This is a genomic window from Marinobacter sp. MDS2 (assembly GCF_030718085.1).
Classification (GTDB): Bacteria; Pseudomonadota; Gammaproteobacteria; order Pseudomonadales; family Oleiphilaceae; genus Marinobacter.
This window is the reverse complement of record NZ_JAVAJF010000001.1, coordinates 110177-127892: the sequence shown is the minus strand read 5'-3', so window position 1 is coordinate 127892 and position 17716 is coordinate 110177. Positions and strand designations below refer to the sequence as shown.

The 17716-nt window shown below is 53.8% G+C and carries 17 protein-coding genes and 1 tRNA gene; 11 read left to right on the top strand and 7 right to left on the bottom strand.

Annotated elements, in window-relative coordinates; genetic code table 11:
• Positions 1-10: 10 nt before the first annotated feature.
• The 5 genes from Q9245_RS00605 to Q9245_RS00585 all read left to right on the top strand — a co-directional run bounded on the left by Q9245_RS00605 (position 11) and on the right by Q9245_RS00585 (position 3718).
• A complete protein-coding gene (locus tag Q9245_RS00605; RefSeq protein WP_305897141.1) occupies positions 11-1042 on the top strand; it encodes an NAD(P)H-dependent glycerol-3-phosphate dehydrogenase in 1032 nt (343 codons plus the stop codon).
• A 27-nt stretch (positions 1043-1069) separates the two neighbouring features.
• Positions 1070-1519 carry a phosphohistidine phosphatase SixA gene (gene sixA, locus Q9245_RS00600; RefSeq protein WP_305895345.1) on the top strand — a complete coding sequence of 150 codons (450 nt, stop codon included), beginning with the start codon at positions 1070-1072 and terminating at the stop codon, positions 1517-1519.
• Positions 1520-1560: 41 nt separating this feature from the next.
• A complete protein-coding gene (locus tag Q9245_RS00595; protein ID WP_305895344.1) occupies positions 1561-2457 on the top strand; it encodes a radical SAM protein in 897 nt (298 codons plus the stop codon).
• A 33-nt stretch (positions 2458-2490) separates the two neighbouring features.
• Entirely contained in the window at positions 2491-3057 is a 567-nt protein-coding gene (locus Q9245_RS00590) for a DUF1285 domain-containing protein (RefSeq protein WP_305895343.1), read from the top strand.
• A gap of 199 nt (positions 3058-3256) precedes the next feature.
• Complete coding sequence (locus tag Q9245_RS00585; RefSeq protein ID WP_305895342.1) at positions 3257-3718, top strand: peptidylprolyl isomerase; 462 nt, start codon at positions 3257-3259, stop codon at positions 3716-3718.
• Positions 3719-3832: 114 nt separating this feature from the next.
• Here Q9245_RS00585 and Q9245_RS00580 read toward each other — a convergent pair whose 3' ends face one another.
• Positions 3833-5485, bottom strand: a complete 1653-nt coding sequence (locus tag Q9245_RS00580) for an electron transfer flavoprotein-ubiquinone oxidoreductase (protein WP_305895341.1) — start codon at positions 5483-5485, stop codon at positions 3833-3835.
• A gap of 326 nt (positions 5486-5811) precedes the next feature.
• Between Q9245_RS00580 and Q9245_RS00575 the strand changes: the two genes are divergently transcribed.
• Together Q9245_RS00575 and Q9245_RS00570 are read left to right on the top strand one after the other, a co-directional pair.
• On the top strand, positions 5812-6561 hold the full coding sequence (locus Q9245_RS00575) for an electron transfer flavoprotein subunit beta/FixA family protein (protein WP_114333740.1): 750 nt from the start codon (positions 5812-5814) through the stop codon (positions 6559-6561).
• Positions 6562-7503 carry an electron transfer flavoprotein subunit alpha/FixB family protein gene (locus Q9245_RS00570; protein WP_199007094.1) on the top strand — a complete coding sequence of 314 codons (942 nt, stop codon included), beginning with the start codon at positions 6562-6564 and terminating at the stop codon, positions 7501-7503.
• Between the two features lie 27 nt (positions 7504-7530).
• On the opposite strand, the gene Q9245_RS00565 is transcribed toward Q9245_RS00570, so the two are convergent.
• Together Q9245_RS00565 and Q9245_RS00560 are read right to left on the bottom strand one after the other, a co-directional pair.
• Positions 7531-7986, bottom strand: coding sequence for a hypothetical protein (locus tag Q9245_RS00565; protein ID WP_305895340.1), 456 nt, complete (start codon positions 7984-7986; stop codon positions 7531-7533).
• 11 nt (positions 7987-7997) lie between these two features.
• Positions 7998-8327, bottom strand: a complete 330-nt coding sequence (locus Q9245_RS00560; RefSeq protein WP_305895339.1) for a hypothetical protein — start codon at positions 8325-8327, stop codon at positions 7998-8000.
• 167 nt (positions 8328-8494) lie between these two features.
• Here Q9245_RS00560 and Q9245_RS00555 point away from each other — a divergent pair, with 167 nt between their 5' ends.
• Positions 8495-9733: a trans-acting enoyl reductase family protein gene (locus tag Q9245_RS00555; RefSeq protein ID WP_305895338.1), complete on the top strand. Its 1239-nt coding sequence runs from the start codon at positions 8495-8497 to the stop codon at positions 9731-9733.
• A gap of 4 nt (positions 9734-9737) precedes the next feature.
• Here Q9245_RS00555 and cydC read toward each other — a convergent pair whose 3' ends face one another.
• The 4 genes from cydC to Q9245_RS00535 are packed head-to-tail and all read right to left on the bottom strand — an operon-like array spanning position 9738 to position 15452.
• On the bottom strand, positions 9738-11339 hold the full coding sequence (cydC, locus tag Q9245_RS00550) for a thiol reductant ABC exporter subunit CydC (protein ID WP_305895337.1): 1602 nt from the start codon (positions 11337-11339) through the stop codon (positions 9738-9740).
• Positions 11332-13005 carry a thiol reductant ABC exporter subunit CydD gene (gene cydD, locus Q9245_RS00545; RefSeq protein ID WP_305895336.1) on the bottom strand — a complete coding sequence of 558 codons (1674 nt, stop codon included), beginning with the start codon at positions 13003-13005 and terminating at the stop codon, positions 11332-11334. The genes cydC and cydD overlap by 8 nt, the downstream gene beginning before the upstream one ends.
• Positions 13006-14007, bottom strand: coding sequence for a cytochrome d ubiquinol oxidase subunit II (gene cydB, locus Q9245_RS00540; protein WP_305895335.1), 1002 nt, complete (start codon positions 14005-14007; stop codon positions 13006-13008).
• Entirely contained in the window at positions 14007-15452 is a 1446-nt protein-coding gene (locus tag Q9245_RS00535) for a cytochrome ubiquinol oxidase subunit I (protein ID WP_305895334.1), read from the bottom strand. The genes cydB and Q9245_RS00535 overlap by 1 nt, the downstream gene beginning before the upstream one ends.
• A 188-nt stretch (positions 15453-15640) precedes the next feature.
• On the opposite strand from Q9245_RS00535, the gene Q9245_RS00530 reads away from it, so the two are divergent.
• From Q9245_RS00530 to Q9245_RS00520, 3 genes are all read left to right on the top strand, one after another.
• A complete protein-coding gene (locus Q9245_RS00530) occupies positions 15641-16267 on the top strand; it encodes a class I SAM-dependent methyltransferase (RefSeq protein WP_305895333.1) in 627 nt (208 codons plus the stop codon).
• 106 nt (positions 16268-16373) lie between these two features.
• Positions 16374-16460, top strand: a tRNA-Leu gene (locus Q9245_RS00525).
• Positions 16461-16882: 422 nt separating this feature from the next.
• Positions 16883-17716 carry a hypothetical protein gene (locus Q9245_RS00520; RefSeq protein ID WP_305895332.1) on the top strand — a complete coding sequence of 278 codons (834 nt, stop codon included), beginning with the start codon at positions 16883-16885 and terminating at the stop codon, positions 17714-17716.

Sequence of the window (17716 nt, the reverse complement as noted above, 5' to 3'; positions counted from 1 at the left end):
GAAATCTGATTTGGCGAAAACGCAAAACGTTGCAGTCCTTGGTGGCGGCAGTTTCGGAACTGCTATGGCCAAGGTTCTCGGTGAAAACGGCCATACCGTGCACTTTTGGATGCGCGATGAAGGTCAGGTCGAAGAAATCCGCTCAACCCGCATGAATGGCCGTTACATGCCGGATATCGTCCTTGAAGGCGAGATCCTGCCGACAACGGATCTTGCCGGGGCCGTGGGCAGTGCCGATGTGGTCTTTGTGGCCATTCCTTCGAAGGCGTTCCGTTCGGTGATTCGCGACAACAGCAGCGCCTTCAAAGATGATCAGATTGTTGTCAGCCTGACCAAAGGGATTGAGCAGCAAGGCTTCAAGCTGATGAGTGAAATCTTGCTGGAAGAAATCCCGCGCTGCCGATCCGGTGTGCTGAGTGGTCCCAACCTAGCGGGTGAGATCGTTAACCGTGAGTTGACGGCAACGGTTATCGCCGCGAAGGATCCAGCGGTTCGTCAGACTGTTCAGGAATTGCTCGGTTGCGACTATTTCCGTGTCTACGCCAACGTTGATGTCTACGGAGTCGAGCTGGCGGGTGCACTGAAAAACATCTACGCCATCGTTGCAGGATTAGCCTCTGCCCAAAATCTTGGTGAAAACGCCAAAGCGATGCTGATTACCCGCGGGCTGGCGGAGATGAGCCGGTTTGCGGTGAGCCTGGGCGCCAATCCTATGACGTTCATGGGGCTGGCCGGCGTGGGCGACCTGATTGCAACCTGCACCTCCAGCAAGAGCCGAAACTTCCGGGTGGGTTACGCCGTAGGCACCGGTAAAAAACTGGATGAGGCCGCCGAAGAATTGGGGCAGGTGGCTGAGGGCATCTATACTCTTAAGCTAGTACGAGACAAATCTGAGGCTATCGGAATCCACATGCCGCTGGTACGGGGGCTGTACGAGATTCTATACAACGATGCGCCGATTGGGGCCGTTATCAAAAATCTGATGAACGCCGTTCAGAACTCGGATGTGGAGTTCATTTTGCCCCGTACAGTGGCTCAGTAATCACCCAAGCTGAACGAGGAGAGTATTATGCAACTGATCATCATGCGCCACGGTGAGGCAGGCAGGCACTCTCTTGATCACGAGCGGGAGTTGACCGAGGTCGGGCGGAAGCAGGCCGCCAATGTGGCGGAACAAATCGCCAAATCCGATTCCAAGCCCTGTGTTATATGGTGTAGCCCTTACATCCGGGCACGGCAGACCGCTGCCATTGTTGCCGACATACTGGGCGTTCCTGTGAAAGAGAAGTCCTTCATCACGCCGGACGATGATCCGGGCCGATGCCTGGATGCGTTGCTCGAAAACAAGGAATCACCGTTGATGCTGGTGTCGCACATGCCTTTAGTGGGCAGCCTCACAACCTTGTTATCAGACGGGCACCGCAATGGCATGCCGTTCATGACTGCGCAAGCGGTTGTGCTCGACATGCCCGTTGTCGGGCCGGACTGTGCCACCTTGAAAACGCAGTTCGTGCCCTGATTATCGATACTGCCATTTTTTCTCACGTTAACTGAGCCGCTATGTACAGTTTCCCGATTGAATACATTGAACCGGTCTTTAGGCCACCGAGTGAGGCAAAGTCTCTTATTCTGCCGCTCACTAATGGCTGTTCATGGAACCAATGTACGTTCTGTGAGATGTATACCCAGCCCCAGAAAAAATTCCGGGCCAGAAAGCCTGCGGATGTTCGGGCTGACATCGAAAAGGCCGCCAAGGCGTTTGGAAGCGTGCCCCGTGTGTTTTTGGCCGATGGCGATGCCATGGTGCTACCCACGCGGCGGTTGCTGGAAGTTCTTCATGAGCTGAAAGAGGCGTTCCCGGGGTTGCAGCGGGTGTCCAGCTATTGTTTGCCGCGAAATCTGACCAAAAAGTCCGTTGAGGATTTGATCGCTCTGCGTGAAGCTGGTTTGGGTATTCTGTACGTGGGTATGGAGTCTGGCGACGACGAAGTACTGCGACGGATCAACAAAGGTGAAACCTGGGAATCCACTCGTTCTGCTTTGAACAAAATCAAGCAGGCCGGCCTGACCAGTTCTGTGATGGTGCTTAACGGCCTCGGTGGCAAAACACTTTCTCGCCAACACGCCATCAACACCGCGACGCTGTGCAACGAAACCCAGCCGGATTACTTGTCTACGTTGGTGGTCAGTTTTCCTCAGGGCGAAGAGCGGTTCCGTGAGGGTTTTGGAGACGACTTCGAGCCTCTTGACCAGCAAGGGCTGTTTGAAGAAATTCAGGTGTTCCTTGAGCACCTGGAGCTTGAGAATACCACCTTCCGCAGTGATCACGCTTCGAACTATCTGGTGCTCAAAGGCACGTTAGGTCAGGACAAGCAGAGGTTGCTGGAGCAGGTGAATCTCGCCATCACCAAGCCGGGCGCTGTGCCTTTGCGACCCGAGTCTATGCGCGGTCTGTAACGCTGCCGGCAACAAAGTAGAAGGAGTTCGCCCGTGAGTACAAAACCCGAAGACATTGCCAAGGTCGTTAGCGAGCATTCGAATGAGCGCAGTTTGCCACCGCTGGACAAATGGCATCCGGAACTCTCCGGTGACATGGACCTGGTGATCACTCGAGATGGCCAGTGGGTTTTCAAAGGCAACCCCATCGAGCGTGAGGCCATTGTTAAACTCTTTTCGACCATTCTACGCCGTGAAGACGACGGCCATTATTACCTGGTAACCCCCGTAGAGAAATGGCGTATCCAGGTTGAGGATTCTCCCTTGCTTGCGCACACGTTGGTAGTAACGGGAGAAGGCGAGAGCCAGGTGCTGAGTTTTACCACCAACATGGGTGAAACCCTCGAGATTGGCCGCGACCACGGCTTGACGATTGAAAGCTATCCGGGCAGCGATGAGCCAAGACCGACAATCTCTGTGCGTCATGGTGTTGAAGCACGGCTGCAAACCAGTGCGTTTTACGATTTGGTGGCGGTTGCTGAAGAGCGGGAGATCAACGGAGTTAACGTTGTCGGTGTGATGAGCAACGGAAATTTCTGGAAAATCGGGCAGGGCGGTTGAAAAGCCCGGAGCTGTCTCCATAAAGAAGGTAGAAAACGCAGTCTGTCACTTGTTAAACTGTGGTTTCTTTCTTGTTATCGAGCCAGGCTCTCTAACGAGGCCGGTGGTCGTTAGTCCCTCTGTGCAGTGCATCTGTTCACGTTCCTTTCGATTACCTCCATTTTAAATACATAGTCACTGCGACTCGCAAGGAGATCACATGGCCCAACCACGTGTTGTCACCATCCATTACACGCTCACCAACGACCAGGGAGAGCAGCTTGACTCCTCCCGTGTAGAAGGCCGTGAGCCTCTGTCTTACCTGGAAGGTGCACAGAACATCATCGGTGGACTGGAAAGCGCACTGAACGAAAAGAACGCTGGCGACCAGGTTAAAGTTTCCGTAGAACCTGCTGAAGGCTACGGCGAAGTTAACGAAGAGCTGATCCAGCCTGTTCCTCGCTCCGCTTTCGAAGGTGTAGACACCATCGAGCCGGGCATGCAGTTCCAAGCACAAACTCCGGGCGGCCCTCAGGTTGTTCGTGTTGTTGAAGTGAGCGAAGAAACGGTCACTATCGATGCAAACCACCCGCTGGCGGGTGAGACTCTGCACTTCGACGTGGAAGTTGTAGAAGCTCGCGAAGCAACTGACGAAGAGCAAGAGCACGGTCACGTGCACTGATCTCTTCCGAAAGGTTGATTGAAAGCGGCTCCCTCGGGAGCCGTTTTTTTGTGCCATCAAAACACAAAAAAGCCGGGAAAATCCCGGCTTTTTTGGTCATATCAGAACATTTTCTTACATGTTCGGATAGTTTGGTCCACCGCTTCCTTCCGGTGTTACCCAGGTAATGTTCTGTGAAGGATCCTTGATGTCACAGGTCTTACAGTGAACACAGTTCTGGGCGTTGATCTGGAACTTCTTACCGCTTCCGTCTTCGGCTTCAACCACTTCGTACACGCCAGCCGGGCAGTAACGCTGCGCGGGCTCGTCGTACTTTGGCAGGTTAACCTGCAGCGGAATGTCCGGGTCGGTCAGCTTCAGGTGAATCGGCTGATCTTCCTCGTGGTTGGTGTTCGAGATGAACACAGAGCTCAGGCGGTCGAAGGTCAACTTGTTGTCCGGTTTCGGGTAATCGATCTTCTTGCAGTCGGCTGCTGGCTTCATCGTTGCGTAATCGGGAGTGGTATCACGGAACGTGAACGGCAGGCTTCCGCGCAGAATGTTCTGCTCGAAGAAGGCAATTGCTCCGCCAACAAAGTTGCCGAACTTGTGCATGGCCGGGCCAAAGTTACGCTCTGCGTAAAGCTCTTTGTACAACCAGCTGTCTTCAAAACGCTTCGCAAAGCTGGTGATCTCTTCGCCGTTCTTGCCTTCTTTCAGGGCTTCAAACACCGCTTCAGCACCCAACAGACCAGACTTCATGGCTGTGTGGGAACCTTTGATCTTGGAGCTGTTCAGCGTACCGGCATCACAGCCCAGCAGCAGACCACCCGGGAAGCTCATCTTAGGCAGGGCGTTGTAGCCGCCTTTGGTGATGGCTCGGGCACCGTAAGCAACACGCTTACCGCCTTCCAGGTACTTCTTCACTTCAGGGTGGTGCTTCAGGCGCTGGAATTCTTCAAACGGGCTCAGGTGCGGGTTACTGTAGGACAGGTCAGTAATCAGACCTACATACACCTGACCACCTTCAAGGTGATACAGGAAGGAACCGCCGGTAGAGCCGGATTCGTTCAGTGGCCAGCCAGTGGTGTGAACAACCAGGCCTGGCTCGTGTTTAGCCGGATCGATGTCCCACAGCTCTTTGATGCCGATGCCGTAGTGCTGGGGGTCTTTGCCTTCGTCCAGCTTGAAATCGTTAATCAGGCGCTTGCCCAGATGGCCACGACAACCTTCGGTGAACAGGGTGTACTTGGCACGCAGTTCCATGCCCGGCATGTAGCCGTCTTTCTCGGAACCGTCACGGGCTACGCCCATATCGCCAGTAATGATGCCTTTAACCTGACCATCTTCAACGATAGTTTCTGACGCGGCAAAGCCTGGATAAACTTCTACGCCCAGCTGCTCGGCTTGTTCGGCCAACCAGCGGCACAGGTTGCCAAGGCTGATGATGTAGTTGCCGTGGTTGTGCATGTTCTTGGGCACAAACGCGTTCGGAATCTTGGTGGCTTTTTCCTGATCTTTAAGCAGGAAAATGTCGTCCCGGGTAACCGGAGTGTTCAGAGGCGCGCCTCTTTCTTTCCAGTCAGGGAAGAGTTCGTTCAAAGCGGTAGGTTCGAAAACGGTACCGGCGAGGATATGTGCACCAACCTCGGAACCTTTCTCAACTACACAAACAGTCAGTTCTTCACCGGCTTCTTGGGCCAGTTGCATGACTCGGCAGGCTGCCGACAGTCCCGCAGGGCCGCCGCCTACGATCAGAACATCAAACTCCATTGATTCGCGTTCCACGTTGGTCTCCTCATACAGCTTTAATGAATGTTATTTTCCGAAGGATAACGCATTTGACAAATCAAACAAACGTTTGTTTGAAATTTGCACTTACCTTTGGCATTGTACGTATACACCGAAATAACGTGTGTTTTGAGTCGATTTTTAGTATCGTCTCATTGCCTGGCCGGGTCAACCCGGTCGATTGGCTGTGAACGCAGGCCTGGAGCGTCGGATGGGGCAATTACCCCTTCTGTTTTAACCTGCAGTATTGTCATGCTTTCCGTGGCAGGCGCTCTGTTTAGCACTGTGCATCATTAAACCCATTGTAGAAGAACGAGGAATCTATGAAGGTTCTGGTCGCTGTAAAACGAGTTATCGACTACAACGTAAAGGTGCGCGTCAAGCCGGACAACACCGGTGTTGACCTCGCCAACGTCAAAATGGCAATGAACCCGTTCTGCGAAATCGCAGTTGAAGAAGCGGTTCGTTTGAAAGAAAAAGGCGTTGCCACTGAAATCGTTGTTGTATCCATTGGCCCGAAGGCCTCCCAGGAGCAAATCCGTACTGCTCTGGCACTGGGCGCTGACCGTGGTATCCACATCGAGACTGACGAAGAAGTCCAATCCCTCGAAGCGGCCAAGCTGCTCAAAGCTGTCGTTGAGAAAGAAGAGCCGAAACTGGTTATTCTGGGTAAACAGTCCATCGATTCCGACAACAACCAGACTGGCCAGATGCTGGCCGCTCTGACCGGTATGGGTCAGGGTACTTTCGCTTCAGAAGTAGTTGTTGACGGTGAAAAAGTTAACGTAACCCGTGAAGTAGACGGCGGTCTGATGACTGTTGCTCTGAACTTGCCTGCGGTTGTTACCACTGACTTGCGTTTGAACGAGCCGCGCTACGCTTCTTTGCCGAACATCATGAAGGCTAAGAAGAAGCCCCTCGAGACAGTAAGTGCAGCTGACCTGGGTGTTGAAATCGCACCTCGTCTGTCCACCCTGAAAGTAGAAGCGCCTGCTTCACGTCAGGCTGGTATCAAGGTGGCTGACGTTGCTGAGCTGGTTGATAAACTGAAGAACGAAGCGAAGGTGATCTAAATGAGCATCCTGGTAATTGCTGAACACGACAACAGCAGCCTGAAGCAGGCTACTCTGAACGTTGTAGCGGCAGCCAAGGCCATCGGTGGTGACATCGACGTGCTGGTTGCTGGTGAAAACGTAGGCGCCGTCGCTGAAGCCGCTGCAAAAGCCGAAGGCGTAAACAAGGTTCTGGTTGCTGACAACGCTGCCTACGGCCACTTCCTGGCTGAAAACCTGAGTGAGCTGGTCGCAGAAGTAGGTAAGGGCTATAGCCACATCCTGACCTCTGCCGGCACCACAGGTAAAGACTTCATGCCTCGCGTAGCTGCGCTGCTGGACGTTGCCCAGGTTTCAGACATCATCCGTGTTGAATCTGAAGACACGTTTGTTCGTCCGATCTACGCTGGTAACGCCATCGCGACTGTAAAAGCGAGCGACAGCATCAAAGTTGTTACTGTTCGTCCGACTGGTTTCGATCCGGTAGCTGCTGAAGGCGGTTCTGCTTCTGTAGAACAGCTTGACGTTGTTAAAGACGCTGGCTTGTCCTCTTTTGTAGGCGAAGAGAAAGCCGCTTCTGACCGTCCTGACCTGGCCTCTGCCGGCATCGTTATCTCCGGTGGCCGTGGTATGCAGAACGGCGAAAACTTCAAGATGCTTGAGCAAGTAGCTGACCTGATGGGCGCAGCTGTAGGTGCTTCCCGTGCCGCGGTAGACGCCGGTTTCGTACCGAACGACATGCAGGTAGGCCAGACTGGTAAGATCGTTGCGCCTCAGCTGTACGTAGCGGTTGGTATCTCTGGTGCTATCCAGCACTTGGCAGGTATGTCTGACTCCAAAGTGATCGTTGCGATCAACAAGGACGAAGAAGCTCCGATCTTCCAGGTTGCCGATTACGGCCTGGTAGCGGACCTGTTCGAAGCTGTTCCTCAGCTTGAAGAAGAGTTGAAGAAAGTTCTGTAACTTTCTGATCTCTCTGAAAAAGGCACCTTAGGGTGCCTTTTTTGTTTTGGAGATAATGCGCTTCTCGGCTTTACCGATGAATAGGCTGTCGGCCAGTAAATGCGCAGCTCGATTCGTGGTTCTTACCACTTTATACACTTTCTCGCTTTTCTCGTGATGGGTTTTCCTGACTCTACGCGCGGTGCTCTTGAACGCTTCATCCTTGGCGAAACGGTCGATCAAACCAAACGTGGTATTGGCAATCACTTTGTGAACTTTCTCAACGGCGGCTGTACCCCCGGATACAGTATCTTCCATCAGCTTGGCGCGATTACGCACCTCAAGCAGCTCCATTCTTTTTCGCTGAATCTCGTTTTGGGCGTTTAGCCGGCTGGCATTGAGAACGCGTAGTTGTTTACGAGAACTGACAGATTCCCTGAAACCGGCAGCCAGCAAACCTGCGCTTAGAGCCAGACAAACACCGGCGGTTATCAAAATGGCCATGATGGGCTCCCTCAGCGATATTCGATTTGCATATCAACATCGATTTCACGGGCTTCCAGCTCGCTTGTCAATTCCTTTAGAACTTCCTGATACACCATTTTGGTTGCCGTCGTGGGCAAACGGTCGCCGATCAGACGCCCGGCTCTGGACTCGCGTTTGGCCAGCCCGATAGGGTCCAGCACCTTGAGAACGATCGCCAGCTCTGGTTCGGGCGGATGCTCGGGTATATCTTCGCGCTCAAGCATTTGCTCAATCATCTTGCGCTGTTCCAGCAATTGCCAGAGCAGAAGGCCGCTCAGGCACGCCAGTACGAAACTCGTGATAAGCAGGAATACAACCACGTATGTCCTCCGGGGTATTTGTTAAGGTGTCACCAGTTTGAACCTGCTTTGCCATTAAACGATTGGCCGGAAGGACGCAGTTTTCGTGAAAAGATGAAAGTAACACGCACGATTAAACCTGTTACCATCGTTTCCATCATAAAATCCAATAAAGACAAGGACACGCAATGACCAACACACAGGCAAATTACGATCTGATTGTATTTGGCGCCACAAGCTTTGTAGGCCAGATACTCACCAGCTACCTTGCTAAGAACTACGGGATAGGCGGTGAGGTGAAATGGGCTATTGCCGGTCGCTCCGAGGGCAAACTGAATGATCTTAAAGCTACGTTGGGTGCCAGCGCCGCTGACTTGCCCGTGCTGATTGCCGATGCCAGCGACGAAACCGCTTTGATTGCTCTGTGCGAGCAAACCAAAGTGGTGATTTCAACGGTTGGTCCCTACGCTTTGTACGGTGAGCCGCTGATCAAGGCGTGTGTAACCACCGGCACCGATTATTGCGATCTGACCGGTGAGGTCCAATGGATTAGCCGGATGATCAAGCGTTACGAAGATCAGGCAAAGGAAAGCGGCGCGCGCATCGTGCATTGCTGTGGTTTTGATTCGATCCCCTCTGACATGGGGGTTTGGTTCCTGCAACAGAAGGCCGAAGAAACCTTTGGTCAACCGTGTCAGGACGTTCGAATGCGCGTGAAAGTGGCTAAAGGCGGTCTTTCGGGCGGCACGGTTGCATCCATGATTAACATCGCGAAGGAAGTGGGTGCCAACCCGGCGTTGCGTAAAGAACTCGCGAACCCGTTTTCGATCTGCCCGCCAGAACACCGCTCGAAGACAAGACAGCCCAGCCTGAAATCCGCCGAATACGACAAAGATTTCGACGTTTGGCTGGCGCCGTTTGTAATGGGTGCCATTAACACTCGTGTGGTTCATCGCTCGAACGCAGTGCAGGGTGCTCGTTACGGCAAAGAGTTCACCTACGATGAAGCCATCATGACAGGGAAGGGCACCAAGGGCCGTCTGACGGCTTATGGTGTTGTGGCCGCGCTGGGTGCATTTTTCACGGCATCTGCGATCAAACCAACCCGTTGGCTGGTTGAAAAACTGGTTCCTCAGCCAGGCGAAGGCCCGACTCCGGAAGCACAGGAAGCCGGCTTCTACGATATTCGCTTCATCGGCCGCACCCAAGATGGCAAAACGATGATCACCAAGGTGACGGGCGACCGGGATCCGGGCTATGGCTCAACAGGAAAAATGCTGGGTGAAGCCGGTTTGTGTCTGGCTCTGGATACTAACGACGAGTTGCCCGGCGGTTTTTGGACACCGTCTTCAGCCATGAACGGTAAGCTTCATGAGCGCCTGACCAGCAACGCTGGCCTGACCTTCGAGGTGCTGGAAACCCGATAAGCGCCTAGCTCAGGTGCAGTATGTGGTCGGAAGGCAGCAGAGCTTCCGGCCCATGCCCCAGACTGATGACCGTGCGGCCTTCCAGCCAGCGGTCAATCAGTGGCGCGATTCGGGTACGGGTGTCGGCATCTACACCGGTAAACGGTTCGTCCAGAATCACCAACGGAGCGCTCGATAGCAGTACCCGGGCCAGAACCAATCGGCGGGCTTCCCCTCCGGATAAACGGTTACCGCTGCTGCCTAGCCACGTGTTCAGCCCTTCGTCTTCCCGCGTAAATCGCTCTGCCAGCTCCACCAACTGCAATATCCGCCATAACTCTGCGTCGGTCGCTTTTGGATTTCCCAGTAACAGGTTGGCTTTCACCGTATCCTCAAACACCACGGTTCTTTGTGTCAGGTAAGCGCATGGCGGGCGCTCAACCCTTCCCGACAGTGCTGGAATCACACCCGCAAAGGTATCGGCCAAGGAGGATTTGCCACTGCCAGATACGCCAACAATACCAAGGCGATCGCCGGCCTGAGCCGACAGGGAAAAGTGTGTCATGACCGGCGCACTGCCGGGGTGACCGACGGAAAGATCGGACGCTATCAGTGTGGTGCCGGTGGTTGTGTTCGCAGGATGGACGGCAGAAGGCTTAATTTCCTCATTCAATCGCTTAGCCGCAGCCACCGTTGCCCCGAGTTTGCCGAATGCGTCCGGGAGCATGGCATAAACCTCGTTCAGCCCCAGCAACACGATGGGTAGCATGACCAAGACCGGGCCGGACACCGATCCGTTCTGAAACAGTTTTAATCCGGTCCAGAGCACAAGCACTGCTGACAGATTGATCAATAATTGCGTCAGCGCCAGGTGCCACCCGGTCTGAGTCTCAATCACAGCCTGGTCTTTATCGAGCGCCAGGGCTTGGCGCTTCAAAAGGGCTGCGTGTTTTCCGATACGCCCCGCTGCGGTTAGCTCTGAGAACCCTTCCAGATGTTCAATTACCTCGCTGCGCAGGAGCTCCTGCCGTTCGTTGAGCTGCCCTGAAAGCCCCTGTGTCCGGCGATACAGCACCCAGGTAGCAATCACGAACGCTGAGCCCAGTAATGCCAACAGCGTTAAGGCGATCTCCCAGGTGAATAGCAGCCACACCAGGACGACCACCAGTAATGCCACCACCGCTGCCAAAGCCGAAGGAGCAACCAGACGGAGGTACAGCGTATCGAGGGCATCTACATCGGCGGTAAGCCGGGATAGCCAATGCGCGCCTTTGTGGCGGCCTCTGTCCCGGTGGCCCGATTGCGCCATTCGATCAAACAGCGCAACGCGGATGTCGGTCAACAAACGCAGAACCGTGTTGTGGTTATACAGCCGCTCGAAATAGCGGGCGACGGTTCGAGATACGGCAAAAAAACGGATGGCTCCACCGGGCACATACAGGTTGATGTAGGCTTGAATGCCCGCCGCAAACAGCAAACCTACCAGAGCGGTTTCGGTCAGGAACCAACCGGACAACGCGAGCAGGGCAATGCCGGAAATTAACGTCGCCAGCAGTAAGAGCGCACCGATGAACAGACGCCCGCGGCGCTGCAGAATCAACGTGAACCAGGGGCGAAGATCACGCATTTTTCACCTCGCCGTGATTAACGATCAAGAGCCGGTCGGCCAGGGTGAACAGGGCTTGGTGATGAGTGGATAGAATCAGGGTTTTGCCGTCTTGGGACAGCTTGTGCAGGGCTTCCAGTACATAGATTTCACTGGTGGCATCCAGCCCGGCGGTTGGTTCGTCCAAAAGCACCAGATCGTAATCGGCCAGAAAGATTCGTGCCAGGCTCAAACGCCGGGCCTGACCGCCCGACAGTCCTTGGCCATCCTCGCCAATTTGGCTGTAGATACCAAGTTCTCGCTGCTCAACCAGATCGGCCAGGCCCACTTGATGAAGCGCCTTTTCAATCGCGATGTCTGAGGCATCCGGGCAAGTCATCCGCAGGTTGTCGGCCCAACTGCCTTGAATCCAGAAACCTTTCTGGCCCAACCAACCAAAAGGCTGTTCTCCGGCTGGTTGGCCAAATATCGAAATCGAGCCGGATTCCGGCTGAAGGAATCCGGCCAGCATATGCAGCAGCGACGACTTGCCGCCACCGGAGGGGCCGGTCAGTACGATGGTTTCGCCTTGCTTGATCGTAAGCGTCACACTTCGGATGACTTCGGGGCCAGAGTCGTAGCAGAGGGATAGATGCTGAAGTGCGATGGCCGAGGCATCACCGGTAGCCACCAAGGCAGACTTTTTGGCCGGAGCCGCAGACTGATCAAGCCGGGCGATAATTTCCGCGCTGGCACCAAGAGCCGCGGCTCTATCATGGTAATGCTGGGAAAGGGTGCGCAGGGGCTGAAAAAATTCCGGTGCCAACAGCAGAATCAGCAAGCCGGAAAACAGCGTTAGCTCCGAGCTGGGCCCGAACGAGATGTAGCCTAGCAGCCCGAAACCAATGTAGATGGCAATCACCGCGATCGCCACTGACGCGAAGAACTCCAGCACCGCAGACGAGAGAAAGGCAATCTTCAGGGTCTTGAGGGTGATTAGGCGAAACTGATCGGAACGGTGGTGCAGTGTGGCACTGGCTTGGGCCGTGTGCCCGAACAACTGCAGGGTGGTCAGCCCTCGCACCTTGTCCAGAAACTGGCCCGAAAGCCGGCTGACGGTTTCAAAATGCTGCTGGTTAACCTTCTCGGCACCCATCCCCACCAGCGCCATAAACAAAGGAATCAAGGGCGCGGATAACACCAGAAAAATACCGGCCAACCAATCCAGCCAGAACACCACAGTGAGAATCAACAGCGGCATAATCACCGATAACATCATTTGCGGCAGGAAGCGGGCAAAGTACCCATGCAGGGCCTCCACGTGGTCCAGCCATTCCCGCGTAAGCGACGCGGCCGACGCATCTGACAGTGCGACCGGCCCGAGCGATTGCCACTTGCGGTGCAGCTGCCGGCGCACCTCCCGACGTACCTCTTCACTGCAGCGCGCGGCAAAGCGGGTTTGCAGGCCCTGGCCGATGGCGCGCAGCAGGAGTACAGCGATCAGCAATAGAAATGCCGGGGCAAGGCTGGCTACCGGTTGTTGCTCGATAATCCCTTGGTACACCAGCCAGGCCAGCAAAGCCATCTGGACGATGGTTGCCAACCCAACCCATACGCCGGCTAAAACCGTGGCTCGTATCCAGCGCTGACTGCTCTTGGTTAACTCAGAGAGCCAGCGTCGGACACGGGCCGGGTCCGACGATTCCACCTAGTGATACCCCTCTCCGGCGCGCACCTTGCCTCGGAACACCCAATAGGTCCAGGCGGTGTAAACCAGAATGATGGGAATCACGAACAGCAAACCCAGCAGCAAAAACAGCTGTGCTTCCGGGGCAGAGGCGGCATCCCACAAGGTGTAGTTTGGTGGCACCACATACGGCCAGCGGCTGACGATCAAACCGAGGTACGTGGTGATAAACAGCCCCATGGTGGCCACAAACGGCATGCCTTCAAACCGATTGCGAACCGAGCGCCAGATCTGGAACGCACACAATAACGTCAATGCTGGCAGAATCCAGATGATGCCCAGATTCGAGAACCAGCGATCCCAAACCATGGGGTCAACGAACGGTGTCCACACACTGATAATGCCGAACACCACCAGAACGGTGATCAACAGCGGCGTAGTAATGCTGTAGGCCCAGTCTTGTAGCCGCCCTTCGGTTTTCAGAATCAGCCAGGTGGAACCCAGCAATGCATAACCCGCCAAAGTGCCTAAGCCCGTTAGCACCGTAAAGGGCGTTAACCAATCCAGTGCTCCGCCAACGTAAACACCATCGACGGTATTGAAGCCTTGAATGTACGCGCCAACCACGGCGCCCTGAGCGAAGGTCGCGATGGTAGAGCCACCTGCAAACGACCAATTCCAGAGGTAGCGAGAGCTGCGCGCTTTGAACCGGAATTCAAAGGCAACACCCCGAAAAATCAAACCGGCCAGCATCAAAAACACGCCGATGTACATGGCGGGCAGAATGATGCTGTACACCATGGGGAACGCAGCCAGCAAACCGGCCCCGCCCAACACCAGCCAGGTTTCGTTGCCGTCCCAGACGGGGGCTACGGAATTCATCATGGTGTCCCGATCTTCTTCCGCCGGGGCAAAGGGAAAGAGAATGCCAATGCCCAGATCGAAGCCATCCATCAGCACGTACATGATGATGCCAAAACCGATAATAAACGCCCAAATGAGGGCCAAATCGAACACTTCCATTATTGTTGCCCCCCTTCATTGGCGGTTTTCGCCGGGTTTGCCGAGTTCTCTTCCGAATCGTATTCGAACTGGACGTGCGCCGCAGACAGTGGTCGGGCAGGGCGGTCGGCCTCGTCTTCAGTATGACCGCCATCGCCTTCCAGCCCCACGTACAGAACCCGCATCAGGTAGTACAGGCCGGCAGTGAAGATAGAGGCATACACCAGAATGTAGCCAATCAATGTAAACAGAGCCATGCCACCGGTGAGCGACGGAGTCACCGATTCGGCCTGCGTCATCATGCCGTACACCAACCAGGGTGCACGGCCTGTTTCGGTGACAAACCAGCCGGTGAGCACGGCAAGGAATGGCGCTACACTCATGGCCCGAAGCCCTTGCAGGTACCAGCGGGCTTTATACAAACGGCCACCTTTACGCAGAACCAGACCGGTAATGGCAAACAAGATCATCAGCATGCCAAGGCCGACCATAATCCGGAACGACCAGAACACAATCGCGACCGGCGGCTGTTCTTCAACCGGCACCTCGTTTAGGCCAAGAATCTCACCATCAAAATCGTGAGTAAGAATCAAACTGGCGAGACTGGGAATGCCAATCTCGAAATGGTTGGTCTGGTTTTCCTGATCGGGAATAGCAAATAGCAAAAGAGGTACATTGGTGGATGTTTCCCAATGGCCTTCCATCGCCGCCACCTTCATTGGCTGGTGCTCCAGCGTGTTCAGGCCGTGGAAATCACCCACAACCGCTTGCGCCGGTGCGATGAACAGCAGCAGCCACAAACACATAGACAGCGCTTTCTTGTTCGCCTCCACTTCGCGCCCTTTGAGCAGGTACCAGGCACTTACACCGGCAACCACGAAACTACCCGTCAGAAAAGACGCCAGCACCATGTGCATCAGGCGGAACTTAAAGGAAGGATTAAAAATGGCCTCGCCCCACGACAAGATGTGGAACGCACCGTCTCTGAATTCCGTGCCGGCCGGTGTTTGCATCCAGCTGTTTGCAGAGAGAATCCAGAACGTTGATATGAGAGTACCGATGGCGACCATAATGGCGGAAAACAGATGTGCCCCGGGCGGGACTCTGTCGCGGCCAAACAGCAGAACCCCGAGGAAAGCGGCTTCCAGAAAGAACGCCGTTAGCACTTCGTAGCTGAGGATAGGGCCCAGGAAATTGGCTGATGCCTGCGCGAAATTACTCCAGTTGGTTCCAAATTGGAACGACATAACGATGCCCGACACCACGCCCATACCGAACACCACCGCAAACACCTTGGTCCAGAACGCGGATAGGGTGATCCAGACCGGGTTTTTGGTTTTATAGCCAAGGCCTTCAAGCAGTGCGATAAAGGATGCAAGCCCGATAGAGAACACCGGGAAAATGGCGTGAAATGACACGACAAACGCGAACTGGATTCGCGATAGGATGAGGGGATCTAGCTCCATAGGAACCTCCAGCAATGACATGCTTACAAAAGGGCATCGCCCGCACAGCAACAGCGTGGTGCATTTTGTAATATTGTTATTACCAGCGGTTACGGTAATGCTAACGTGATCATACCAGAGAAACGCGAGACATTTTGTAGCACTCTTGACATATCACAACAACAAAACGAGCCAACCACGGTGAACCAATGAGTTTTTACGAAAACCGCATTCTGCCTCACATCATCGACAAAGCCTGTTCAATGGGACAGGTGATGAAGCTTCGCAGCCAGGTGGTTCCCCGTGCCAAAGGTCGTGTTCTGGAAGTTGGCATGGGCTCTGGCATCAACCTCGAATTCTACGATCCTGACCGTGTAGAAATGGTGTACGGACTGGAACCGTCTGAGGGGATGCGCCGAAAAGCCCAGGCAAACCTCAACCGCTCGTCTATCAAAGTAGAATGGTTAGGACTTCCTGGCGAGAAAATACCGCTGGAAAATAACTCCGTAGACACCATTCTGCTGACATTTACTCTGTGTACCATCCCGGACTGGCAAGCCGCGCTTGAACAAATGAAGCGGGTACTCAAGCCGGGCGGGGAGCTGTTGTTTCTGGAGCACGGTGAATCCTCTGATGAAAGTATCTGCAAATGGCAACACCGGATCACCCCAGGCTGGAAAAAACTGGCCGGAGGCTGTCATCTGAATCGCAACATCGCTGAGCTGCTCAAGCAAGGCGGATTCGACATCCAGGAACTCGAGAATTTGTACATCCCCAAAGCACCGAGAATCGCCGGCTACATCTACAAGGGCATTGCGACAAACCCGAAAAACTAACTGGATTGTGCGCGAAATGAACAGCTTGGGCAGGAAGTTAAAGATCGGAATTGCGTTAGGCAACGGAGCCTTATACAATCTCGGCCTTCAGATTTTCCCCTCCTATGCCCGGATGGTGAAATTGGTAGACACAAGAGACTTAAAATCTCTCGACCGTTAGGTCGTGCCGGTTCGATTCCGGCTCCGGGCACCATTTAAATCAATAAGTTAGCCGACTTCCTCCTAGGTTAACCGTCTTCGCTCTCGCTAAACAGACCTAATGTAGACCGCTTCGGCTGTGTTTTCTTACGGAACCTAAGCCTGCGTTCTTCTGCCCCGTCGAACGTAACCTGTTCTATCCATGTTGCCCAATGATTCCCTTGTGAGATCTGTGCTCTCCTCGGCTTTGCCGATCCTTAGCCGCGCCGACGCGCAACCAGGCATTATTGAATGAGCAGAAATGAGAGGTCACGCGATTACTTGTTGCCAAAACTGCAATAAACTAAGCTACTGTTTAGGTTAGTAAATTGAGTGCCCGAAAGGAAAGGGGGGTGCGGAGTTATCTAGAACGCACTTTTTTGCCATATCGTGGAACGCGGTCTAATTGCTGTTAGTTTTAAAGAGGACTGTGAATAAATGGATGCACCAAGCCAAGTAAAGTTTCTTAAGAATAACGTCAACTCGTTGCTGGTTATCCATTATTCGTGTCAGAACCTTAATGACAACAATGAGGGCTTCTCGCCAAGAATTACGTCAATAGCTGTCTTCCATGTTGGCAGTTCAACAATGCACAGCTTTTCTATCCATTTGATTGCAGAAATCAAAAAAATATCACGAGACGATATTGACGGTCGTTACGACGAGCTAGAAGCTGTGATGCTTGAAGATTTTTACCGGTTTGTTCAGTCGCACCAAGACCATTATTGGCTCCATTGGAATATGACCAATATCAACTTTGGTTTCGAGACGATCGAGCATAGGTATCGTGTTTTAACTGATAAAACCCCGCCTAAGGTGGATGACTCAAAGAAATACAATTTGTCGTCTCTCGTTTCCGATATTTATGGCAAAGACTACGTCGACCACCCGAAAATGCCCAATCTCATGGAGGTCAATGGTGGCAAGCCACGGGATTTTCTTACAGGGGCAGAAGAGGTTGAAGCCTTTGAAAGAAAGGAGTATCTAAAGCTACACAAGTCAACCATGTGCAAGGTGTACTTCTTCAATTCAGTTTTCCATAAGCTGTCAGCAAGGAAGCTTAAGACCGCACGCTCTAACTGGCGGGCAAAGATAAACCAAGCCCTTGAGTCTCTGCCCGCAAAGATACTTGCTCTAATTGCGGTCCTGTATTCGGTGGGACAACTCGGCTACAACGCATATGCCGCAATCGATTCCGAAGAGGAGAAACCCTCGGAGACGATTGAGCAAGCCGATCCAAAAACTAACAATCAAAAGCAGTCGGACGCATAA